Annotated in this window: 18 protein-coding genes and 2 pseudogenes; 4 read left to right on the forward strand and 16 right to left on the reverse strand. The window is 56.0% G+C overall.

What is annotated here, in order from left to right:
* Nucleotides 1-18 precede the first annotated feature (18 nt).
* From JMJ04_RS26390 to JMJ04_RS26465, 16 genes and pseudogenes are all read right to left on the reverse strand, one after another.
* On the reverse strand, nucleotides 19-1,482 hold the full coding sequence (locus tag JMJ04_RS26390; protein WP_201373404.1) for a DUF4129 domain-containing protein: 1,464 nt from the start codon (nucleotides 1,480-1,482) through the stop codon (nucleotides 19-21).
* A gap of 487 nt (nucleotides 1,483-1,969) precedes the next feature.
* Nucleotides 1,970-2,821, reverse strand: a pseudogene (locus JMJ04_RS48885) (DUF58 domain-containing protein); the annotation flags it as partial.
* Nucleotides 2,822-2,828: 7 nt separating this feature from the next.
* On the reverse strand, nucleotides 2,829-3,821 hold the full coding sequence (locus JMJ04_RS26400; protein WP_201373406.1) for an AAA family ATPase: 993 nt from the start codon (nucleotides 3,819-3,821) through the stop codon (nucleotides 2,829-2,831).
* An 84-nt stretch (nucleotides 3,822-3,905) separates the two neighbouring features.
* Complete coding sequence (locus JMJ04_RS26405) at nucleotides 3,906-4,793, reverse strand: SPL family radical SAM protein (protein ID WP_201373407.1); 888 nt, start codon at nucleotides 4,791-4,793, stop codon at nucleotides 3,906-3,908.
* A complete protein-coding gene (locus JMJ04_RS26410) occupies nucleotides 4,778-5,287 on the reverse strand; it encodes a DUF2267 domain-containing protein (protein WP_201373408.1) in 510 nt (169 codons plus the stop codon). Before JMJ04_RS26410 ends, JMJ04_RS26405 begins: the two co-directional genes overlap by 16 nt.
* 162 nt (nucleotides 5,288-5,449) lie before the next feature.
* Complete coding sequence (locus JMJ04_RS26415) at nucleotides 5,450-6,691, reverse strand: cytochrome P450 (RefSeq protein WP_201374493.1); 1,242 nt, start codon at nucleotides 6,689-6,691, stop codon at nucleotides 5,450-5,452.
* Between the two features lie 151 nt (nucleotides 6,692-6,842).
* The gene (locus JMJ04_RS26420; protein ID WP_201373409.1) at nucleotides 6,843-8,153 is read right to left on the reverse strand and encodes an NAD(P)/FAD-dependent oxidoreductase; all 1,311 of its coding nucleotides are present in this window, start codon (nucleotides 8,151-8,153) and stop codon (nucleotides 6,843-6,845) included.
* A 136-nt stretch (nucleotides 8,154-8,289) separates the two neighbouring features.
* Nucleotides 8,290-8,409, reverse strand: a pseudogene (locus JMJ04_RS48890) (ferredoxin); the annotation flags it as partial.
* 205 nt (nucleotides 8,410-8,614) lie between these two features.
* Nucleotides 8,615-9,205, reverse strand: a complete 591-nt coding sequence (locus JMJ04_RS26430) for a TetR/AcrR family transcriptional regulator (RefSeq protein ID WP_201373411.1) — start codon at nucleotides 9,203-9,205, stop codon at nucleotides 8,615-8,617.
* A gap of 240 nt (nucleotides 9,206-9,445) precedes the next feature.
* Nucleotides 9,446-11,041, reverse strand: a complete 1,596-nt coding sequence (locus JMJ04_RS26435; protein ID WP_201373412.1) for an FAD-binding oxidoreductase — start codon at nucleotides 11,039-11,041, stop codon at nucleotides 9,446-9,448.
* Between the two features lie 583 nt (nucleotides 11,042-11,624).
* Nucleotides 11,625-12,653, reverse strand: coding sequence for a rhamnose ABC transporter substrate-binding protein (rhaS, locus tag JMJ04_RS26440; RefSeq protein WP_201373413.1), 1,029 nt, complete (start codon nucleotides 12,651-12,653; stop codon nucleotides 11,625-11,627).
* A gap of 40 nt (nucleotides 12,654-12,693) precedes the next feature.
* Nucleotides 12,694-13,707: an ABC transporter permease gene (locus JMJ04_RS26445; protein WP_201373414.1), complete on the reverse strand. Its 1,014-nt coding sequence runs from the start codon at nucleotides 13,705-13,707 to the stop codon at nucleotides 12,694-12,696.
* Nucleotides 13,704-14,744, reverse strand: coding sequence for an ABC transporter permease (locus JMJ04_RS26450; protein ID WP_201373415.1), 1,041 nt, complete (start codon nucleotides 14,742-14,744; stop codon nucleotides 13,704-13,706). The genes JMJ04_RS26445 and JMJ04_RS26450 overlap by 4 nt, the downstream gene beginning before the upstream one ends.
* A complete protein-coding gene (locus JMJ04_RS26455) occupies nucleotides 14,741-16,243 on the reverse strand; it encodes a sugar ABC transporter ATP-binding protein (protein WP_201373416.1) in 1,503 nt (500 codons plus the stop codon). Before JMJ04_RS26455 ends, JMJ04_RS26450 begins: the two co-directional genes overlap by 4 nt.
* Nucleotides 16,244-16,920: 677 nt before the next feature.
* The gene (locus tag JMJ04_RS26460) at nucleotides 16,921-17,877 is read right to left on the reverse strand and encodes an aldo/keto reductase (protein ID WP_201373417.1); all 957 of its coding nucleotides are present in this window, start codon (nucleotides 17,875-17,877) and stop codon (nucleotides 16,921-16,923) included.
* A 352-nt stretch (nucleotides 17,878-18,229) separates the two neighbouring features.
* A complete protein-coding gene (locus JMJ04_RS26465; protein ID WP_201373418.1) occupies nucleotides 18,230-18,439 on the reverse strand; it encodes a hypothetical protein in 210 nt (69 codons plus the stop codon).
* A 431-nt stretch (nucleotides 18,440-18,870) separates the two neighbouring features.
* Between JMJ04_RS26465 and JMJ04_RS26470 the strand changes: the two genes are divergently transcribed.
* The 4 genes from JMJ04_RS26470 to JMJ04_RS26485 all read left to right on the forward strand — a co-directional run bounded on the left by JMJ04_RS26470 (nucleotide 18,871) and on the right by JMJ04_RS26485 (nucleotide 22,394).
* The gene (locus JMJ04_RS26470) at nucleotides 18,871-19,104 is read left to right on the forward strand and encodes a hypothetical protein (protein WP_201373419.1); all 234 of its coding nucleotides are present in this window, start codon (nucleotides 18,871-18,873) and stop codon (nucleotides 19,102-19,104) included.
* Nucleotides 19,105-19,148: 44 nt separating this feature from the next.
* Nucleotides 19,149-20,030 carry an undecaprenyl-diphosphate phosphatase gene (locus tag JMJ04_RS26475; protein ID WP_201373420.1) on the forward strand — a complete coding sequence of 294 codons (882 nt, stop codon included), beginning with the start codon at nucleotides 19,149-19,151 and terminating at the stop codon, nucleotides 20,028-20,030.
* A 190-nt stretch (nucleotides 20,031-20,220) separates the two neighbouring features.
* Nucleotides 20,221-20,898, forward strand: coding sequence for a response regulator transcription factor (locus JMJ04_RS26480; RefSeq protein ID WP_201373421.1), 678 nt, complete (start codon nucleotides 20,221-20,223; stop codon nucleotides 20,896-20,898).
* Complete coding sequence (locus tag JMJ04_RS26485) at nucleotides 20,895-22,394, forward strand: sensor histidine kinase (protein ID WP_201373422.1); 1,500 nt, start codon at nucleotides 20,895-20,897, stop codon at nucleotides 22,392-22,394. The genes JMJ04_RS26480 and JMJ04_RS26485 overlap by 4 nt, the downstream gene beginning before the upstream one ends.
* The last annotated feature ends 132 nt before the right edge of the window (nucleotides 22,395-22,526 follow it).

A 22,526-nucleotide genomic window follows, 5' to 3' on the forward strand; every position in this document is an offset into this window, starting at 1 on the left:
TTGACGCCTATGGACACGCTAGCCCCCCGATTCATCGTGGGGGTCCCTACCGGCCTTTTTTACCAGGCGTCGCAGCAATGATGGCAGCCATTGGCGTAGGTAGTCCCGGCGTTCAGGGGTTAGCGGCTTCGCGCCATAGCGCTCGCGGGTATAGTCCTGGGTTAAGGCCACAAGAATGTCCTGATCCGCTGGCGTTTCCTGCTCCTCCGCTTCAGGCAAGACCTGAGTGAGAGTCAACAGGCGGGCCTGATATTCAGCGGGCGTCTCGTCAGCACGGCGTGGCAGCCCTTGCGTCGCCATGGCTGTGAGGAGTTCACGGTAGCGCGCACGTGCGGATGAGGAATCTAGCGCCTCAAGCTTGGTCCGCTGATTGCGCTCCTTCCGCCGCTCTTTTTGAATTTTCTCCTTATCGAGATTTTCGCGCACCTCGTTTCCTTCCCCTGCATTTGCCTCGTGCACCCTCCTTTTGAGTATGACCAGCATAAGTATGACAACCAGGAGAATGCCGCAGACAAATCCGATCAGGGTAAGAGGCAAGGCAAGAGTAGTTGGCGGAGGGGTATGCAATACCGGGATGGAAGATGGTGGCTGAAGTTGGCGTTTGGATAGGTCTGGTAGAGATGGCCCCTGTGAAGCCTTCCCAAAATTGAGCAGGCTAAAGAGATAAGCCAGCAGGCTCAGAAGCGAGATAAACAGGCCCAGAATTACATTGACCACGCTGGCTAACACCTCGGGCGGAAGGGCTTCAAAGGCAATACCGCCAATAATAACGGCCACCCAGGTGAGCGCCAGACCCGTAATCCACCTTCCTGTCTTAAAACTGCCTTGGCCCTTGCTCTGCCGTGCTTGCTCTTGCTTAAGGATGCTGAGGCGTTTAAATGAGAGAGCCAGCAGGCCTGAGAGGAAGAAAATGGGGAGATCGGTCATCAAAGTGCGGTTCAGGGCCGGAAATCCCATGGACTGTTCGGCGAGAGCAAAAACCATTACACCGAGTAGGAGCAGGAAGCCAAACTTTAAGCCCCACACAAGCTGATTCGTCTCCTCGTCGGGCCGCGTACGGGAATAACTGCGGTACCAGACCACGGCGGTCAGGAACAGCATGATCGTCCAACCACCCGAGTCCTCGGCAAAGGCGGGATTCGTCCACAGCAGGAACGCAAAGGCGACCAGTACGCTCAGTATATGCATGAGCTGAACAGGTATTCTTGACACATTGGTTGCTGCAGCTTTTGTACGTCGCCACAGCATCCACCAGTGCAGACCAAGCAATACGAGTGCCACACTGGCAACGTTAAGCTCAAGTTGAGCGTCGGAAGCAAAGAAAATCTTCTCGACCAGGACCTGGAGCGCCAGGGCGATGGGCAGCGCCTCCATGATGGCTGAAGCAACCGGGATTGCAAGAACCTCAATCCAATTGGAGGTGAACTGCGCTCCTACCGACGAGCGTTCCCTGCGCATCGTTGATCGCGTGGGTAACTTCATGCCATTTCTCCTTTCCTCCAGGATAGTAGCAGGAAAAATCCTCAATTCCTGGAAGCTCTCGTCGTTCCTCTGGCTCCCCGACCAACACGAGATGGACCGCGCACTCATGCCTCTGCTGTTCCTGAAGCAATTCAAGCGTGTCTTCACTGAGCGTTTGGGTAGCGCTGATCAGCAGGATAGTGGTACCCCGCGCAAACATTTCATACCCGTTTTCAAGCACATACTCCATAGGCATGTGTTGATCAGGAGTCAAACATGCAAGCATAGTCAAGAGGTCCTCAGCTTGCTCATAGTTCAGGCCAAAGGGAACGCTCACCCCTGGCACAGAGTAGTCTACCGCGTTGGACATATCTGTCGTCTCTGCATCTCCTTCCTGGTCAGTATTGACTACAGAGCTGAGTGCATGGCTGGGCGTTGCCAGTGCGCAGTTGGCGAGCAGGCCCACCTTATACCCCTCCTCGAGTCCCCACATCGCCAGTGAGGCAGCCATTGAGATACAAAACTCCTGAAGAGCGCTATCGGGTCCCTGGAGTTGAGGTGAATAGGCGCGGGTATCCAGCAAGAGTAAGAGCTGGCGCCGGGTAGTCGACTCGTAGATTCTGCTGCATAGCTCACCTGTGCGTGCGGTCGCTTTCCAATCGATGCGGCGCAAATCGTCGCCCGGCTGATAGGCGCGAATACCGGCAAACCAGAGCGGATCTTCAAGCAGTTGACGTGGCCCGATATAATCACCCATCAGGAACTTTGAGGGAAGGCCCAGGCTCTCCAGTGGGGCGATCAGCGGATAGACTACTACTTCTTCGCTGGCAGGCAGAAGAAGCTCGCGTTCCAGCCAACCCAGGGGATCACTGCAGCGCAGCTTGAGCGGCCCAAAAATATGGCAGCCGCGCACATAAGCGCTCATCGTAAAACGCTGCGTCACACGCTGATAGGACCACAGCAGCCATGAACTGGTGAACGTTTCGCGCGGGACAGCCTGTAATCTGGTCTCTACCTTCTTCAAGATCACAAGTGGGGGAGAGATAGTATTATCCATCTGTACCCAGGGGAGAGGCAACCACTTGCGGTTCTCGATGCTCATCGTCAGCGTGACTTGTTCCCCCAGGAAAAGCTTCTTCCTGTCTACACGCTGGCGGACAAGCAGGTGCCTCAGCGCGTAGCGAAAGTAGAGGTCCGGGACAATCGCGATCACGAGCGTGAAAACGCCCGCTTGCAGTGGAAGCGGCTGACGGCTGAGCCCGCTCACAACAAAAAGAATGCAGGCCACAAGATACCAGGAGCGGCGCTGTTTAAGGATCTCCCGATAAAAATTAGCTTCGTAAGCGTCCTGTATATTCATCGCCTGGCTACCTCGGGGCAAGCACCGAAGAGATTTCCTCGGTGGGAACAGGTGTCGCCTGGATGATCTCGGCAATAATTTCCGCGTTGCGCCTGCCACGCATACGGTTGCGATGCGTGGTCATGAGACGGTGGCCCAGAACAAAGGGGGCCAGGTACTTAACATCGTCCGGCACGACAAAATCGCGCCCCTGGATCGCGGCATAGGCCTCGCAGGCACGATAGAGCGCCAGTGTGCCGCGTGGACTCACGCCCAACTGGATGTCCTTGTGCGAGCGCGTGCTACGGACCAGCGCCAGGAGATAACGCTCAACGACGGGTTGCCATTGCACCTGGCGAATGGCCTGTTGCAAAGCAAGAAACTCCTCCCCACTCACCACGGCCTGTAACGTGTCCAGTGGCTCTTCCAGCTTAAAGCGATGGAGAATGGCCTGTTCTTCCTCCTCACTGGGATAGCCCATCTGAACCCACAGGAAGAAGCGGTCAAGCTGAGCTTCTGGCAGCGGAAAGGTTCCCTCAAGCTCGACCGGATTCTGCGTCGCAATGACCAGGAACGGCTGGGGGAGGCGCCTGCTCTCGCGCTCGACCGTGACCTGGCGTTCGGCCATCGCCTCAAGGAGAGCCGCCTGGGTGCGCGGGGTCGTACGGTTAATTTCGTCTACCAGGAGGATTTGTGAGAAGAGTGGTCCCGCGCGAAAAGTAAACTCGTTCTGCTTCTGGTCAAAGTAGCTGACACCAATAATGTCAGTAGGGAGCAAATCAGGTGTTCCCTGGATACGCTGGAAAGCCGCATTGAGCGAACGTGCCAGCGATTTTGCCAGAACTGTTTTCCCCATGCCGGGTACATCTTCAAGGAGCACATGTCCATTGCTGAGCAGCGCGACAAGCAAAAGATCAACGATCTCTGATTTACCAACAATAACACGCGCAATGTTCTCGCGGATCAACGCAGCATACTGCCGGGTAGAACTCAAGGAAGGGGTCAGCGAATCATTCGCCATCGATGGGTACCTCCAAAAATACTCGCTTCTGGGTCCGTAGCCAATAATAACTATCTGCTATAACGATTATAGCTGTTTGCAATTTCACCTGTCAAGGTAGAAACTGCGCAGCTCCCACGGCGCGATACCGCAGAAGCCAGCGTTGCTCCAGCCTAGCTCTATCTCACGCTCAGCGGCTCGCGCGCTTAGATATGCGTAGAGCTGGTGGGCCGCGCTCGTCTCAGACCAGCCAGACTCCGCCTGGGCAAAGGGGCTATGCGCGGTACGCCTGCCTCCAGAGCCATCTCCATCTACGACGGTATCCACAATGACACGCCGCGCTTCGCTGGTGAGCAGGCGCTCACCAAACTGTTCTACACTGGAATAGGGGAGGCAGGGGCTGACGGTGATCTGGGTAGACACACCATGCTGACTCGCCTCCCGCACAAGCTCCCAACGCTTCTCCAGCGCGGGGCCTCCTCTTAGCTGCTTTAAATACGCCTGGTCGTCTGTCTCGATGGTGACGGAGAGCCAGGCATAGGGGATACGCGTTAGCAGGGGCAGGTCACGCTCCGCCAGGGGCGAACGCGTCTGAATTACCAGCAGGTCCAGGTCGGGAAAGCCCGCGAAGACCTCCAGGCACTGGCGCGTTACCTCATATGTCCGCTCAAGTGGTTGGTAGGGATCGGTGGTGCTGCTCATAAAAATGCGCAGGCGCTCGCGCGCCTCGGGTGACATACGCTTGAGTTCTCGCTCCAGCAAGGTAGCGGCGTTCGTCTTTACCTGTACCGCGTCGCCCCATGCCGCTCCGTTACTACCAAAAGACCAGTTGGGCAGGAATTGAGCATAGCAATACATACCACAGGTGGTCCGACCAAAGCCACACCCCACATAAGCCGAGAGGGCATGCGTGAAGGGGTATGGTCCGCCCGCCAGGAAGCCCTTGCGCTGCGGCGTCAGGATGCTCTTCGCCTCCTTCAAGGTAGTTTCCATCTCGTCTCCTTCCTCAATCCTTTAATCATAGCATAGAATGACACGAGAGGAACATTTGGATGCAACAGAAAAGGGTCCAGGCGAGCCTGGACCCTTTTCTGTTGCATTTTTACCTTACCGCTCGCCCCAGAGGGAATTATAGTCCCTGGAAAGCTGGTGGCGAATTGCTCTAACTGCCCTTCGGTGAGGGCATCCTGGAGAGTGCTAAAGACGGCCTGGACATCTCCCGCCGCCTGCTCCGCATTGACGCCTTCGATGTCGCCCACATGCTGGCAGAACTCGTCCGCGGTCATATCATATCCCATGCCTGCTTGCCCCGAAAGTGTATACTGCGCCTCCTGTGGAGGCAACTGCGAAGCCAGGTCCTTCGCCTCGCCGCCTCCCAGCCGCTCCCCCAGCATTTGTAAAGTGGCGCGGGAGGCTCGCTCGGCCTCGTCTCGCGACAACAAATGTGCTCGTTCCTGTACTTCGCGGATAAACTCGTCGTGTTTCATATCCATCTCCCTGAAATGAAACTATCTATCAAGCGTCGTATTCCCGGCTGCATGTATGAAAGCACATTGTCCAGTTGGCATAGATGCGTTTATATGCACATACCCTCTCGCCGTTTCACGCTTAATCAACGAGTCATGTAACAAGCGCCTAAACCCGCACTACTACTGACGTGAGCCAGGCTTCACACCATCGATGTCAATCAGTAGGTGACGGGGGCCACGCAGGACGGCATTCTGGCGATAGGGAGGCGGATCAAGCACGAGGCGGGGATTGATGACGCGTCCGAACAGGATATTGAGCGCGATCTGGACCTCGAGGCGCGCCAGGGGTGCACCAAAGCAGTAGTGGATGCCACTGCCAAAGCCCAGGTGCTGGTTATCTTCGCGGTCAGGAATGAAGCGCTCGGGGTCAGGGAAGCGCTCAGGATCGCGGCTGCCAGCGGCCAGCATGAGATAGACGGGCGAGCCTTTAGGAACCGTTACCCCATCGACTGTTATGTCAGCAATAGCAGTACGCTGCGAGTTAAACTGCACGGGTGGCTCATAGCGCAGCAGTTCTTCCACTAGCGACACAGCCAGCTCAGGCTCTTTGCGCAGGCGCCCAAGCACATCGGGATAGCGCAAGAGGGTCAGCACACCGTTGGTCAACAAGTTGACAGTGGTCTCATGACCAGCGATCAGCAGCAGAACCGAGGTTGTTACGAGATCCATGGGTGTGAGCTGACCCTCAGGTCCGTCATCGTTGATAAGCCGGGAGAGCATGTCCTCGCCTGGCTGCTTGCGCCGGGCATCTATCAGCTCGCTCATGTACTGGGCGATCTCTTTTAAAGCCTCCTGGACATTCATGGGCCCATCATGCCCGCTCGCCTTGGGCTGCGGATCAAGCGAGGCCACGATAGCTTCCGCCCAAATATGGAAGCGGGCCTCGTCCTCCTGGGGTACGCCAAGCAGCTTGCAGATTACCGTCACGGGGAAGGGATAGGCAAAGTCATCGACGATATCGACGCGCGTTTTGCCCTCAAAGCCATCAATCAGGTCATTTACGATCTGCACTAGCTCACCTTTCATGTTATCGATCATGTCTGGCGTATGCGGCGGACCAAACTGGCGCGATACCATCCGGCGCAGGCGGTCATGATCGGGTGGGTCCAAGCGCAGGAAGGGAACGGGATAGGGATTGGCTAGCGCGGCCTTGGCCTTGGGATCTTCCGGCGAGCGTTTGCGCACATCCGAACTCAGGCGTGGATCATGCAGCAGCGCAGTGATCAAACGATAGCTACTGACGAGATAGCTACCATCCGGTTCGCGCAGGACAGGCGTCTTACGCAATTCAGCATAGAGTGGATAGGGATTAGCACGATTGGCATAGTCGTTTATCTGCTGAAACAAGCTTGCTTCTGTTATCATTCTTTTTCTGTCTTTCTATTTACCTAATCCGACACGCAATTCCATCACGTGACTTCTCGCGCCTGCGGCGCTCGCCTGGTATATGGGTTGTGATGCATGCTGGCAGCCGTAGGCTGCCAGCATGCATCACAACCCATATACCAAAACTCTATATGAGCACACGCGGAAAGCGGGCAGGTACTGGCTGGAGCGTGGTAGGTATGTCGAAGGAGGGCGACTCTGGCGGGAAGGGCGCGGCGGCCGCGATCTGCTTCTCATAAAAGGGGAGCCATCTTCCATGATCAAAGCTGACCGCCGCCACCGTCCGGCCCTGGTAACCGTAGGCAGCCACGAACTGGCGCTTCTCTACTGACCCCTGCATGATTACTACTTCGTCGGCAAAGGGTGGCAGACCCACGCACTTGATATTGACGCCGAATTGCAGGGACCAGAAGGCGGGAATGGTCAGGTAGGGACGACACTCGGCCTGGGAGCTGAGCATATTATGCGCGGCAACCTCAGCCTGGGCTACGGCATTCCCCCAGTGCTCTAGCGCGACAAGCTGGTCGCTATACAAAGGATGAGGGAAGCTCGCAACATCGCCCGCCACAAAGACATCGCCAATGACGCGTCCATCGCTATCCAGGACTCGGCAATCAGCATCACAGGTCACGCCCATCTTCCCCACAGCCAGCCCTGAATCTTGCAGCCACTCGATATTGCGGACCGCGCCCAGGGCGACTATCGCCACATCTACATCCAGCGAACTACCATCGGAGAAATGCGCCCCGCGCAGGCGTCCACTCGCGTCTCCCTCCAGTGAGGAAACCATTGTATTGCAGCGCAGGTCTACTCCGCGCTGACGTTGCAGTTGGGCCGCCACAGAACCAATCTCACCGCCCAGCGCACCGATCAACGGCGACTCTCCCCGCTCGGCGACCGTGACAGATAAACCCAGGTCCATGCAGACCGAAGCGATCTCGGAGCCGGTGAAGCCCGCGCCGATGATCAGCACGCGGCGCGGCTTCTGGTCCAAAAGCTGGCGTAAGTGCTGGGCGTCATCACGTGTGCGCAGGACTGCAACACCCTTCAGCGCTGCCTCGTTGGCCTTAAACCAGGGGCGCGCACGCGTCCCCGTCGCGATCAGTAGGCGATCAAAATCCACTGTCTCTCCATCGGCGAGCTGTACCTGCTTATTTGCTATATCCAGCCCGGTCGCGGCCACACCCAACCGCCACTCCACATCATCCAGGGGCTGCAAACGTGGGAGGGTAGTGTGGTCTGCCGGTATCCAGCCACTCAAGACCTGTTTGGAGAGCGGGGGCCGATCATATGGCTCATATGGCTCGTCGCCAATCGTCGTCAGCTTGCCAATGAAGCCCTCCTTGCGCAAGATCTCGGCGGCCCGCAGACCCGCCAGAGAGGCGCCCACAATCACAATATGGCCATTCTTCTTAAAGCTCTCTTCAACCTGCGTCATACTACGCTCCCTCCCTAACGAGCGCTTGCTCTTTCTGCTTGTCCTCATGACGACCTTTTGACCGCTCTACCTTCTCTATTAAAATGGCCTGGACGGGACAAGCAGCGGCAGCCCGCAGAATCTTCTCACGCAGGGCCTCGTCGGGATTGGCATTATACATAAGTGCCTCATCACCAATGAGCTTGAAGGCCTCTGGCGCGAGGAAGCAGCATTGGGCATATCCCTGGCAACGATTAAGATCAACAACGATTCGCATCTATATTTCCTCCTCTTGTAAGGGCCTTTCAAACCATAGGCGCCCCGTTTACGGCGCGCAAGGCGATTTATCGCACGAATACCGGATGGCTATCAACCATATCACATGGAGAACATGCTCCGTTCTCCATAAATTGCACGTAATTTAATATTACTGCGATAAATCGCCTTACGCGCGATAAATCGGGTGTCTATGGAAATTGGACTTATATGTCGGGATGGAGCAGGTGATAGATCATAAGGGCGGCGGCCTGCACCTCGACCGCCATCTCCTGCTCGCTCTTCTCGTCGAGCATATCCGTCAGGCGCGAAACAATCGCCAGCAGCATCCAGGCGCAGGTCGAGCAGCGAATATCCTCGCGAATGTAGCCTGCCTGGCGCAACTGCTCCAGGTCCCACGTCAAACGCTCGTGCCTGCGCTGCTGATAGGCGCGCTCATGCTGCGCGAACTCAGGATCTAACAGTAAAAGTTCCTGGCGCGCACGCAGCAAACCACTTCTCTGGTAGAGAATTTTCCAGATGTAAGCCTCGGTCTCGGACAGGGTTAGCAAGCGCTGGGGAAGCACAAAAAGGCCGTCATCGTCCGCCTCCATCTCCTGACGAAACAGGGCCAGGAGCAACTGTTGCTTTGAGGCGAAGTAACTATAAAACACGCCCACGCTTACACCGCTCCGCTCCACAATTGCGTCTATAGTCGTCTCGGTATAGCCACGCTCACCAAACAATTCAAGCGCGGCCTGAAGTATTGCGTTATATTTGGCCCGGCTTCTCGCCTGCCGTGGAACTCTCTGACCCATACATAGTGCCTACATCTTTTTCGACTATCAAAATAGAAACGTGTATATGCGTTCTTGTTTTCATTATAGCAAACCCTGATATAGAAAGCAAGCGGCTTGCTTTCTATATCAGGGTTTTCCATTCACACACCCTTACCCCTGAGCGCCGCAGGCGCGAAGGCGCTCAAAAAAATAGGTATGTTGGCATGGGTGGCGGGATTTGCCCGCCACCCATGCCAACATACCTATAACACTAATTCTCTACGCCAGTGGAATGCTCTGGGCGAAGTGGAAGAAGTTGCCGGGATCATAGGTGGCCTTGATGCGTTTGAGGCGCGCCAAGTTGGAGCCATAGTAGGCCTGCTGCCAGTTGGGCAGGTCGGGATCGATATAGTTCTGGTACGAGGTGCCGGTGGCATAGGAGCGCATGGCCTGCCAGGTGGAGCTAAGCCAGGAGCGGTTGGCCGCGACCAGGCTGTCCGAGTCGCCTGGCTCCCAGGTCGCGGTATATTGAGCCGAGAAGAGAGCATTGCGATGCGAGAAGGCCGTGGCATCGCCGGCGACGCGGTTGATCGCGCCACCATGCGCATCAATGCCAATGCCTCCGCCCGTGAAGTTCCCGTTGGCCTGGCGAGTATTAATCGCGTTGACCAGGGCATTAATGCCCGCTCGCGGAAGCGCGTTGGTGAAGTAGTCGGCCTTGGAGAGATCGATCTCGCGCTGTACCTGGCCCTGAGGCCCCATGCTGGGCAGGCGACACTGCTCCACGCTCTTGCCATAGCAACCAGCCTCGTAGAGCATGGCATCGCGCACGCCAGATTGCCATACATAGCGGCTCGTCGGCGCGATCCCCAGGCGATCAATCAGTTGCTGGAGCTGCGCGTTGGCCGCGCCCTGGTCTCCCACATACACGCCATTTACGCGCACCAGCGGGCCATCTTTAGTCGCTAGCAGCAGACAGTTAGACCAGAGTTCGTCGGGAGCCTGGGGTGCCCAGTTTTGCCAGGCATTCACAACATCCCCAGCGTTGTTCCACGCCCAACCCAGCGTAAAGAGCGTCACAGAGGAGAGCTGGTGTACCTTGAAGGTAAAGGAGGTCACAACACCAAAGTTGCCGCCGCCACCGCCACGCAAGGCCCAGAAGAGGTCTGGCTCCTGGCTCTCATTGCAGGTAACGACCCGCCCATTGGCCAGCACTACCTGCGCTCCCAGGAGGTTATCAGAGGTCAAACCATACTTCCGACCCAGAACACCAATACCCCCGCCCATAGTTAAACCCGCGATGCCCACCGAGGGGCAGGAGCCTGCGGGAATAATCACCCCCTGATCAGTAAGCGCGGAATAGACATCGATCAAGCGCGCGCCTCCGCCAATAGTCGCGGTCCCCGCGCCCGTATCCACATTGACATCGCCCAGCTTCGTCATATCCACAACCAAACCAGTGGTTGTGGAGTAGCCCGCGTAGGAATGCCCGCCCGAGCGAGGCGTGAAGGGCAGGTTAAAACGTCTGGCAAAGTTCAGGCAGGCCTTCACGTCCTCGGACGAGGCACAATACGCGATACCGGCTGGCTTGATATTATCGAAGCGCGGATTAAACAACTGGTGCGCGACATCATATTTGCTGTCTCCAGGCCGCACCAGCTCTCCCTTGAGGCGCTTCCCCAGGTTCACCCAATCAGCATCAGTCAGCGTCGGAGGCTTCGTCGGGCTCGCCGTCGCCTTAGGCGTTGCCGTAGCGGCGCTCACAATACCCGAGCCTCCACTCTGGCAGGCCGCCAGCAACGCGGATAAACCGCCTGCACCTAGCGCGAGAAATTTGCGCCGATCCATTTCATCTATATGCTCAAAAATTGTCAATGCGCTATATCCTCATCTATATCAAAGTATTTATATATCAACGCCACTATGTAGCAAATTTTGCTTACACTTTTACCAACGACATCGAGAGTCGATTCATCTCGCTAATTATTCCGGGCAGTGTATGGTGGCACGACGCTGCTAAAGCACGCGTCTACATATCATGTGCTTATATGTAGACGCGTGCTTTAGCAGCGTCGGTCAGAGTACTTCTGCTTTATTATGTGACGGGCAGCCTTAAGAGCAGCCTCCCACTCATCTATATAGCGTTCTATTCTCACTCTAAACCAGCAGTGGTATCCATCTATATAATCGTCAATATCACCCTCAAGAACATAGACGTATTCGCCATACTCGAAGATCACCTGATTCCGACTTTGCTGCAAATCCCAAAAGTCTAACGGGATGAAGAAATTGTCTTGAGAGTAATCAATCTCGCACTTTCTTCCTCTAATAAATCTGGGGAGCCATCTTTTATGATAGCTCCCCAGTTCCCACGCACCTCCATGGGCGGCGGTTTTGTGTCTATGCCCAGACAGGATGCGAGCGCCCAGCGTAGGCGCGTACGTATGTAGCGCTTTTACTAGAAATTAAACTTGTCGATGTTGTCCTTGTCGAAGACGGTTGGCGGGCCAAGCAGGACTACGTTGTTCGCGCCAATAGTCTTCTTCCCAAGCTTGCCAGCGTCAAAGCTCTCGCCTTGCTGGCCCTTGATCTTACCCTGTACTAGGGCGCTTGCTGCGTAGTAAGCCAGGTAGCCAAGCTGACCGGGATCCCACAGGGCGAAGGAGGGACAGGTGCCATCCTTAACATACTTACGCATCTGGTTAGGCGTCCCCAGACCTGTGATCAGGACCTTTCCACCCTTATTTACGGATTCGACGGCACGCGCGGCTGCGGCGATACCAACAGTCGTCGGTGAGATAATACCCTTGAGATTGGGATAGGCTTGCAGCAGGCCCAGGGTCTCGTTGAAGCTCTTCTGGTCATCATCGTTTCCGTACGCTACCTTTACAAGCTTCATATTCTTATAATCCGGCTTGCTCAGCTCGTCCTTCATAAACTGAATCCAGGTATTCTGATTGGTCGCGGTACTGGCCGCTGAGAGAATCGCGATATCGCCGGTGTAGTTGAGCTGCTTGGCCAGCGTCTGCACCTCGATGCGCCCGATATCCTCAGAGTTCGCCTGATTAATAAAGACCTGACGCGCATCGGGCGCAACATCCGAGTCATAGCTAACGACCTTGATGCCCTGCTGAATGGCCCGCTTGAGCGAGGGAGCCAGGGCGTTTGGATCGTTCGCGGAGACAACAATAGCGCTCACATGCTGCTGTGTCAACGTGTTAATGTACGTCACCTGCTCCGAAGCGCTGGCATTCGATGGGCCGACCTGCTTGAAAGTTCCTTTCAGTTCACCCGCCGCGTCTTTGCCACCATTGGCAGCGGTGTCGAAATAGGGATTGTTGATGGCTTTCGGTAAGAACGCGACGTTTAGTGAAGTCCCGTTCCCGCCAGTAGCGCCCGCGTTGCCATCCGACGAACCGCCACAGGCCGCTAGAAGCAACAAAATACCAACCATGAATCCGAGGCCAAGTGTGCGAAACAGCTTCATTGACTGTCCTCCTTCGTGACACACGTTAAGCGTAAAAAAGTTAGTGGCTCGGTGCTACTGGCGCACGTGCGCCAGTAGCACCTTTGAGACGCCTGCGGGTTATGGTAGCCTGGATGCGTTGTGCCAAATTTGGCCCAAGCACTGAGAAGATCAATAACACGCCGATCACAGTGTTCTGGATATCGCCACTGATATTGGCGAGTCCCAGGGCGTTATGTAGCATCGCTATAATGATGAGCGAGAGGATTACGCCCACCAGACTCCCGCGACCACCACAGATATTGACACCACCCAGGAGCACAATTGTCACTACATCCAACTCAAAGCCGACCGCGTTATCGGCCCGCGCGCTCGCGAAACGCGCGGTGAAGAGGATGCCAGCCAGCGCCGCGATGGCTCCTGAGATGACAAAGAGCGTCAGTTTCAGGCGGTCCACGCGAATGCCTGAGAAGCGTGCTGCCTCCTTATTATTGCCAACCGCAGAAATGCGGCGCCCAAAGCTGCTCCAATGCAGGAGGACCACAAAGACCAACGCGAGCACGATAAAGACCAGCACCGTCCAGGGAATCAAGGTACCTGGAACCACGCCAAAGCCGAAGTTGGTAAAGACCACGGAAAAATCGCTTACGGCCTGATCGCCAAGCACCACATAGGCCAGGCCGCGATACAGCCCCAGTGTACCCAGAGTCACCACCAGCGAGGGCAGACCCAGGCGTGTCACCGCCACTCCATTGAGCAGGCCCGCGCACGCCCCCAGCACCAGCACCAGCAGCATGCCCAGGCCAATGGGCAATCCTGCGCGTACGCAGACACCCAGGACCACGCTTGCCAGGCCCAGAATCGAGGCCACCGAGAGATCAATCTCGCCCACTACGATGATGAGCGTCATAGCCAGGGCCATGATGGCCTTCTCCATCACGTCGCTGGCCATCAGCGAAAAGTTAGAGAAGCTCAGGAAGTATGGTGAAAGCGAGCTACCAAGGATCATTACCAGCACTAACAGGACTAGCAACAGGGCCTCCCATGAGCCAACATTTTTCCGTAGCCAGTTCATCTCTGCCTCCGTGCAAGCAATCTGCGCCGTATCCAACGCGTGATAAAGGCGTCCAGGGTAACCGCCGCCAGGATCGCGGCCCCGTCGATAGCCTGGAGCCAGAACTGAGAGAGCTTGAGCAGCGTCAGGGAGTTATCGATGGTACCCAGAATAATGGCGCCCAGAATGACGCCCAGGATCGTGCCCGAGCCACCAAAGATATTCACGCCTCCTACCACGACCGCCGCGACCACCTGTAACTCCAGCCCCGAAGCGGCGCGCGCATCGACCGTGGCAAAACGCGCTCCCCAGAGCACGCCCGCCAGGCCACACAGCAAACCCGAGAGCACAAAAGTGCCGAAGATCAGCCAGTTACTGCGAATACCGACCAGCGAGGCAGCCTCGGGATTGCTCCCAATGGCGTAAAGCTGGCGACCAGAGCGGCTGTAGCGTAGGAGGAAGGTGAAGATCAGAGCCACGACCACGGCAAAGATGATTAGCGCTGGCACACCCAGAATCTTTGTCGTTGCCAGGGCGAGATAGCTATCCGGCACCTGGTAGGCTGTGACTTCGTTGCCACCTGCCATCATGAAGTCAAGGCCGCGAAAGACGTAGAGCGTACCCAGGGTAGCGACAATAGCTGGTACACGCCCCCAGCCCACTATCAGGCCGTTCACTGCTCCCAGCGCCAGGCCAACGATACAGCCCAATAAGGCTATGAGTACGATATTGGTGCTCGGACTATTCTTGAGTGTGTTCGCGGCGATATAAGCCGTCAGACCAACAATGGAGCCAACCGAAAGATCTACGTTACGCGTGAGCACCACTATGGTTTCGCCAACAGCTACAATAGCCAGGATCGCGATTGAAAGCAGGATCTGCTCCAGGTTGTCCAACCCTAGAAAGCGCGGCACCTGGACACTTACTACAATCACGATCAGCAGCAGAACCGCCAGCAGGCCAAGCTCGCGCATCCGGCTCACCAGGTTCACAAAACGGCTACTACTGGCCCGCACTGGCGCGCGCGGCTTCTCCAGTTTGGTACTTGTTGTGCTCATACAGCCACCTGCCCCGTTGCAGCAAACATAACCTTCTCCTGATTTGCCTCGGCACGTGTGAAGACCTGGCTGACATGCCCCTCGTGCATAACCAGCACGCGATCAGACATCGCCAAAACCTCTGGCAGCTCACTAGAGATCAAAATAATCGCCAATCCGCGTCCCGCAAGTTCCGAAATGATGCGATGCACCTCGGCCTTGGCGCCGATATCAATACCACGCGTCGGCTCATCAAGAATCAGAATCTCTGGCTCGGTCGCCAGCCACTTGCCAAGGACCACCTTCTGCTGATTGCCGCCCGAGAGGGCTTTGGCCAGTTGATTGAGGCCCGCGGCACGCACATGCAGTTGCTCGGCATAGCTCTTCGCCAGCTCCATCTCTCGGCGTTGATCAACCAGGCCCAGCCTGGAGAGCTGATCGAGTAGCGGCAACGTCACATTCCTGGCGATGCTGAAATCCAGTACCAACCCATGCTGGTGCCGATCCTCGGGTACATAGGCAATTCCATGACGCATGGCCGCCTTGGAGGAGGAGATCTTAATCACGCGACCTCGGAGCAGGATCGTGCCGCTATCAGCTCGGTCAATGCCAAAGAGGACACGTGCGACCTCGGTACGGCCCGCACCCACCAGGCCCGCAAAGCCCAGAATCTCGCCACGCCTGAGGGTAAAGCTTACATCGCGGAAGACACTGGCACGCGTGAGATTACGTACTTCGAGTACGACCTCGCCAATCTCAGCCTCGCTTTTGGGAAAGAGCGCCCCCAGTTCGCGACCCACCATATGCCGGATCAGGTCTTCTGTGCTCAATTCTCTGGCGGGCGCGGTAACGACATGCTCGCCATCCCGCAGAACCGTCACACGATCCGCCAGTTCTGCGATCTCTTCCAGGCGATGACTGACAAAGAGAATCGCCACCCCCTGCTCGCGCAACTGTCGCACGATCTTGAAAAGCTCCTGCACCTCGTGGGGTGAAAGCGCCGCTGTAGGCTCATCCATCACCAGGACGCGTGTATCCAGTGAGAGCGCCTTGGCGATCTCCACAAGTTGCTGATCCGCGACCGAGAGGCCCTGTACGAGAGTTCGTACGCTCAACTGGACATTAAGCCTGTTTAGCAGCCGGTCAACCTCAGCGTACATGTGTCGCCAGTCCACGCGTCCAAAACGGTCGCGCGGGTGGCGGCCCATAAAGATATTCTCAGCCACGTCGAGATCGGGAAAGAGGCTTGGTTCCTGGTGGATAACAGCGATACCCAGGGCCTGCGCCTGGGCGGGGTTCCGCAGCTCGATAACTTCTCCATCCATCTTGAGCATACCCATGTCGGGCCGGTAAACGCCAGCAAGCATCTTTACGAGTGTACTCTTGCCTGCTCCGTTCTCTCCGACCAGGGCATGCACCTCCCCTGGATAGAGCGCCAGGTCAACGCCTTTGAGAGCCTGAATCGCTCCAAACTGCCTGGCTACGCCTATGAGTTCAACAATGAGCTCAGAAGGTTTCATACAACCTCCCCTTTGTAAGTAGCCTCAGCCAATTAGAAGTTCGAAGTGTATGTTTTGCAAATAAGGTGAAAGAAAAATGTCCCGACAAACATTGCATTGAAACGTTTCAATAAAACAAGTATAATCAACATACAATAGTTTTGTCAAGGGTAAAGCTGGCATAAATTGCGTTTTATCGTTTTTCACATCAACTATAGACTCTACAATCCTGGCAGTCAGCTTTGCATAATGGCATACTATAGCTGGTGCTATGTTTCTCTTCAGCAGTAAACAAACAGGCATTATCAGCATCTTCTGGAGCAGGGGCATCGGGACATCGCCTTTATCAATGGCCCTTTGAGTATGCGCCAATGTATCGACCGTCTTGAAGGGGTTAAGCGTGCATGCAAGCAGCCCAAGGGTGTGATTCATTCCTCTGAAACTGCTGCAAAAAAGGCCGCAATTACTGGTAGGGGCGCGTCCGAACGCCATTTATGGCAGTTCGATGTAAGCCTTATTTTTTCCATCTAAAAGGTAATAGATCACAAAACATGCCATCATTGGGATGTTTTTGGCTAACGCCGAAGTGCGATGAATCGCCTTCGGACGCGCTGAAGCTGGCCCCTACCGACTTGGGAAGCCATCTCGCGCCAGAGATTGCTCTCCAAGCTTGCATGGATCCTACATTTATTGTGCGTTTACTGCCAGGAGCTTGCCTGGTCCAGGGTCTTAATCGCGGCCTCGTCGAGCTTGAGATCAATCGCCTTCATGAGGTCATTGACCTGCTCCACTGAGGTAGCGCTAGCAATGGGGGCCGTCATGCTGGGACGAGCGATCAGCCAGGCCAGTGCGACCTGGGCCTGCGTGGCATGGTACATCGCCGCAACCTTGTCGAGAGCTGCCAGGATGCGCTCACCGCGCTCATTCATGTAGCTCTGCTTGACTCCCTGCGCCCTTGAACTCTGAGGCAGATCCCTATCTGAGCGATATTTACCCGTCAGGAAGCCGCTCGCCAGGCCATAGTAGGGAATGACACCAATCTGCTCTTGAAGGCAGAGAGGCTCCAGGTCACGCTCAAAATCGGCACGATCATAGAGGTTGTAGAGCGGTTGCAGGCTCTCATAACGTGGATTGCCATGCTGCTGACTCGCCTGGAGCGAGAGCCGCAGGCGCTCAGCCGTGAAGTTTGAGGCCCCCAGCGCCCGAACCTTTCCCTGCTGCACCAGTTCGGCATAGGCCGCCATCGTCTCTTCAGGATCAGTCTCGGAATCATCCCTGTGTGACTGGTAGAGATCGATATAGTCTGTCTGCAAACGCTTGAGCGAGGCCTCAACCGCCTGCATTATATACTTGCGCGAGAGTCCCTTCTGCTCCGGCCCCATTTCAGAGCCCACCTTGGTCGCGATGATCACCTGCTCGCGGTTACTGCGCTGCTTCATCCACTTGCCCAGAATGGTTTCAGACTCTCCACCCTGATTACCAGGTACCCAGCGCGAGTAGACATCGGCGCTATCAATAAAATTGCCGCCCGCGGCGACATAGGCATCCAGTACATTGAAAGAGACGGCCTCATCTATCGTCCAGCCAAAGACATTGCCACCCAGGCAGAGCGGCACAACCTCAAGCGATGAACGACCCAATTTACGTTTCTTCATACTATATATGCTCCCCATTTTCAACAAAAGTAAATACAGTCAAGCTGCCTTCTCTCACACGCCAGGCAAGCCAGCCGCGTTTCAGCGACCACGCCCACTCAGCAGCCACGCGGCCCAATCTGCCCGCCCATTGCGGATCGCCGCCCTGGCAGCTGCCTTCCAATGCTGATGGCTGCTGAGGCGGGTTTAATAGCACTCTATCATCGTTGCCACTCACTCCTTCAATCCCGCGCTCCATCAATAAACGCGCCGTCCCCACAGGGTCAAGCGGCCCCAGAATCGTATCCCCCAGGTGGGCATATGCCTGATTCCTCTCCGCTCAATATCCTCCAAAACCGCTTCCAGCGCCCATTTATTCCCGTGGATATCCGCGATAATCGCGATCAGGACCAGAAATCACGCAGTCTGCGATAATGGCGACGATTTCAGGTTCCCCTGCCTGCTCAAGAGCGGCCAGTTCAGACTGATGACGCTGTTCTGCGAGCGAAAGTTCTGGCCCTGCTTCAGTGCTTATTTCTGCCAGCTTTTGCAAGTAGAGGGCGACTTGTGGATCAAGAGGCATAGGGTATTATTCCTTCCTTGAGAGCATGTGTATACAATGCGGCCAATTGCTCAAGCATGTGCGTGTTTCCCTCCTTGGGAGGCGTTATCTCAACGATACTCCACCCAACAGATAACAAACTGCTCGCGATTGCGTGATGAATAATACTTGAGCGTCTCTATATCTATGCCACCATCGGATAAGCAGTAAGCGGTACTTTTAGGAAACCCCGCTTCCTTCTCATCATTTTCTCATTTTTACTTCGTACACTCGCAATAAGTAGAGATTTTAGGTAATATGGTGTGGTACAGTAGCCACGTACGCCACAGCAGCCGCGTACGCCAGTAGCGAGCGCAGCACCACACCCAGAACGAGCGCCGCAAGCGCGATAGCACAGCAACATATACAATTTATATATAATCTCTACAAAAAAAGAAAGAAGGTAGATCCCAATGAATAATCGCAAGTTCCTCTTCATCGGCGGCATCATCGTTGCCATCATCGCGCTCCTGTGCAGCATCTATTATATCATTCCTGGTTACGATCACATCCTGGTTACTCATGACTCGACCGCCTCGCACCCCACGCATTTTGTGGCCTTCCTGGGCCTGGCTATTGTTGGCGCGCTCGTCGCCCTCGTCTCGCGTCCGCGTCCCAATAAGGGCGTAAAGCCGGAGCAGGCATAGAAACAGCTTTAACGTCTCTTAAGAAAGAAAAGGATTTGTAAGGCATGAACCTGACGCTCTGGCAGGCCATTCTCCTGTCTCTTCTACAAGGATTTACAGAACTCTTTCCCATTAGTAGCCTGGGTCACACCGTGATTGTCCCTGGTCTGCTCAACTGGGGAGACCTGGTCCATGATGAGCGTTTTCTTCCCTTTATCACCGCGCTCCACCTGGGGACCAGTATCGCGCTGGTTATCTATTTCTGGCGCGACTGGCTCCAGGTCTGCAAAACCCTCTTTACCAGTATTAAAGAGGCAAATGTACAGGTAGGAACCGAAGGCTGGGTAAGCTGGCTCATTATTATTGGCTGTATCCCTGCTGCCCTACTGGGCGTTTTTCTAGAGAAACCGCTCAAATCACTCTTTGCCTCACCTATCATCGCGGCAACCTTCCTCATCGTGAATGGCATCCTGCTCTTCATCGGTGAGTGGTGGCGTCGTCGTAATCTGAAGAAGCTCCAGGACATGCCAGCCAAAGAGCAGGAAATTCTCTCCCGCCCGCTCAAATCACTCAAATGGTGGGAAGCCATCCTGATCGGCTTCGCTCAGTCGTTGGCCCTGATCCCCGGCATTTCACGCTCGGGCGCGACCATGGTTGCGGCCCTCGGCGCGAAACTAAGCCACGAGGATGCGGCGCACTTCTCCTTCCTGCTGGGCACACCTCTCATCGGTGCCGCCGCCCTGCTCGAAGTGCCACAGCTCTTCCATGTGCCAACCGCGACAATGGGCATGATCCTCCTGGGCATGGTCCTCTCCGGTATCATGGCCTTCCTGAGCACCAAATTCCTGATGCGCTACTTCCAGACCGGGCGCCTCGATCCCTTCGGCTACTACTGTATCGCAGTCGGCGCGGTCTCCCTGGTCCTCTTCACCCTGGTTATTAAATAAGATCAGAAAAGAAATTGCTGTGTGCAGCGGCATCTGCCGCTGCACACAGCAATTTCTTTTCTGATCTTGTCTCCCCTTCCGCTTTTGGGATTGAGGAATGTATAGGTATATTTAGGAAAACAAAGTAGCCGCGTACGCCAGGGCGCAGCCCCAGTAGCCGCGTACGCCAGTAGCGAGAAGGAGAAAAGGTATGCGCATTCTTGTCGCGGAAGATCATCCTAGCTTAGGGCCAGACATTCAGCGGGGCCTGGAGCGCTTTCACTATGTCACCGACCTGGCGACTGATGGCGAGGACGCGCTGGCGTCCGCACTGGCGACGCCTTACGATCTGCTGATCCTCGATGTGATGCTCCCATCGCTGGATGGCTTTGAGGTGTGCCGTCGCCTGCGCAGCGCTCATCGTACCCTCCCCATTCTCTTTCTTACCGCTCGTGGCGAGATCGATGACCGCGTGCGTGGACTCGACCTGGGCGGCGATGATTATCTCGTCAAGCCCTTTGTCTTCCGCGAGTTGGAGGCCCGTGTACGCGCGCTGTTGCGCCGCGAAAAGAGCGCTACCTCGGCAACGCTCCAGTTCGAGGACCTAACCCTGGACACCCAGACGCGCGAGGCCTGGCGTGGCTCACGCCAGCTTACCCTCTCCAGCCGCGAATACGCCCTGCTAGAGTTTCTCCTTCATCACCCACGCCAGGTGCTCAGCCGGGAAACCATCGCGGACCACGTCTGGGATGGCGAGGCCCCCTACCAATCGAATATCATCGACGTGTATATCCGCTATCTCCGCAACAAGCTCTGCGCATCGGGCGAACCCGATGTCATTCAGGCGATTCGTGGCGTCGGCTACCAGCTCAAAGGGAAAACTATATGAAAACCTTGCAGCGCCTGCGCTCTCACCTCTGGCCCATGGGGACGCGGCTCCAACTCACCTTCTGGTATACCGCCGTGCTCGCCCTGATTATCCTCTGCGCGGGAGCTATCGTCTACAAATACCTGGAAAGCTCGCTTGAGGGCAGCTTCGATACTACACTCTCACTCCAGGCTGGCCTGCTCACCAGCGAAATCAGCGAACAGAATAACCACCTGACCATTAGCGACCGTACTGGCAATATCCCGAGCCTGGAGGCCACGCACTCCGATCCTCGCAGTATTCCCGCCGATATCACTAATGGCTTACTGGTCCGCATCCTTGATAGTAATGGGCGCGTTGTACGTGAGTCGCCGGGCTTTCGCCTCTACGCTCTGCCCACCCTCACCTCCGCTCAATTTGGTACCCAGCAGATCATGCAGCAGACGCTAAAGCTAAGAGAGCAGAAAGGCGACAAGGTTGAGCTGCGCCTGTATAGCCAGGTCCTCACAGATCATGGCCGCCCCTACGCCATCATCCAGGTTGGCGAGTCTCTAAACCAGTTGCATAGCGTACTGCGCAACACCGCCTATGTCCTGCTACTACTCACACCCTTCTTGCTGGCTATCAGCGGCCTGGGTAGCTACTGGCTGGCCGCGCGCGCCTTCGCGCCTATCCACCAATTGACCTCGACGGCCCGCGCCATCAATTCCGGTGATCTTAGCCAGCGTGTCCCTCTTCCGCGCGCGCGCGACGAGGTCTATTTCCTGGGGGTCACCCTCAACGCTATGATCGCTCGCCTGGAAGATGCCTTTACTCGCCAGAAGCGCTTTGTCGCCGACGCCTCACACGAGCTACGCACGCCTATCGCTGCCATTCAAAGCAAAACCGACGTCGCCCTGCTCCAACCACTCAGCACACAGGAGTATGTGGAGGTCATCCAGCAGGTCAATACAGAGACCCTGCGCCTGGGCGACCTGATTAGGAATCTCCTGGCCCTGGCACGTTCCGACGAGGAAGAGGCTCATCTCATCTATGAGTCCGTCCATCTGGACCAGGTTGTCGACGCAGTCATCTCCACCGCCACCGAATTAGCCCAGGAGCGCGACATCACCCTCCAGGCTCAGGACCTGGCGCCCGTCGAAGTCCAGGGCGACGAAGCCCGCCTGATCCAGGTTGTCATGAACCTGGTCGATAACGCCATCGCCTATACATCACCCCACGGCTGCGTTAGCGTGACCGTCAAGCAAGAGGGCGCTCAAGGGCTACTCGTCGTGCGCGATACAGGCCGGGGCATCGCATCTGAACACCTCCCTCATATCTTCGAGCGCTTCTACCGCGCCGATGCCGCCCGCAGTCGCGATGCCGCCCACAAGCGCGGCAGTGGCCTGGGCCTCGCCATCGTCGATTGGATTGTGCGCGCCCACCAGGGCCGAATCTCGGTCGAGAGTACCGTAGGCAAAGGTTCAACCTTCACAGTCTCGCTTCCACTTAAACAAGCAAGCACAAACAACTGGTAAATATGCTCTTTGAGCAATGCATATCGCGCAGCAACCAGGGAGGTAGCCGCGTACGCCAGGGCGCAGCTACCTCCCTGGTCACAATGATACTGCGTCACCCCATCATATTATTAAGCGTGATAGAGATAGCAA

The sequence above is a fragment of the Ktedonobacter robiniae genome (assembly GCF_016587375.1).
In the GTDB taxonomy this organism is placed as follows: Bacteria; Chloroflexota; Ktedonobacteria; order Ktedonobacterales; family Ktedonobacteraceae; genus Ktedonobacter; species Ktedonobacter robiniae.

Bases quoted from the DNA above. Each gene is read 5' to 3' on its own strand.
- JMJ04_RS26400 (WP_201373406.1), bottom strand. From the start codon at position 3,821: ATGGCGAATGATTCGCTGACCCCTTCCTTGAGTTCTACCCGGCAGTAT.
- JMJ04_RS26470 (WP_201373419.1), top strand. From the start codon at position 18,871: ATGAATAATCGCAAGTTCCTCTTCATCGGCGGCATCATCGTTGCCATC.
- JMJ04_RS26460 (WP_201373417.1), bottom strand. From the start codon at position 17,877: ATGAAGAAACGTAAATTGGGTCGTTCATCGCTTGAGGTTGTGCCGCTC.
- JMJ04_RS26390 (WP_201373404.1), bottom strand. From the start codon at position 1,482: ATGAAGTTACCCACGCGATCAACGATGCGCAGGGAACGCTCGTCGGTA.
- JMJ04_RS26420 (WP_201373409.1), bottom strand. From the start codon at position 8,153: ATGACGCAGGTTGAAGAGAGCTTTAAGAAGAATGGCCATATTGTGATT.
- JMJ04_RS26410 (WP_201373408.1), bottom strand. From the start codon at position 5,287: ATGAAACACGACGAGTTTATCCGCGAAGTACAGGAACGAGCACATTTG.
- JMJ04_RS26455 (WP_201373416.1), bottom strand. From the start codon at position 16,243: ATGAAACCTTCTGAGCTCATTGTTGAACTCATAGGCGTAGCCAGGCAG.
- JMJ04_RS26450 (WP_201373415.1), bottom strand. From the start codon at position 14,744: ATGAGCACAACAAGTACCAAACTGGAGAAGCCGCGCGCGCCAGTGCGG.
- JMJ04_RS26430 (WP_201373411.1), bottom strand. From the start codon at position 9,205: ATGGGTCAGAGAGTTCCACGGCAGGCGAGAAGCCGGGCCAAATATAAC.
- JMJ04_RS26405 (WP_201373407.1), bottom strand. From the start codon at position 4,793: ATGGAAACTACCTTGAAGGAGGCGAAGAGCATCCTGACGCCGCAGCGC.
- JMJ04_RS26480 (WP_201373421.1), top strand. From the start codon at position 20,221: ATGCGCATTCTTGTCGCGGAAGATCATCCTAGCTTAGGGCCAGACATT.
- JMJ04_RS26465 (WP_201373418.1), bottom strand. From the start codon at position 18,439: ATGCCTCTTGATCCACAAGTCGCCCTCTACTTGCAAAAGCTGGCAGAA.
- JMJ04_RS26475 (WP_201373420.1), top strand. From the start codon at position 19,149: ATGAACCTGACGCTCTGGCAGGCCATTCTCCTGTCTCTTCTACAAGGA.
- JMJ04_RS26485 (WP_201373422.1), top strand. From the start codon at position 20,895: ATGAAAACCTTGCAGCGCCTGCGCTCTCACCTCTGGCCCATGGGGACG.
- rhaS (WP_201373413.1), bottom strand. From the start codon at position 12,653: ATGAAGCTGTTTCGCACACTTGGCCTCGGATTCATGGTTGGTATTTTG.
- JMJ04_RS26445 (WP_201373414.1), bottom strand. From the start codon at position 13,707: ATGAACTGGCTACGGAAAAATGTTGGCTCATGGGAGGCCCTGTTGCTA.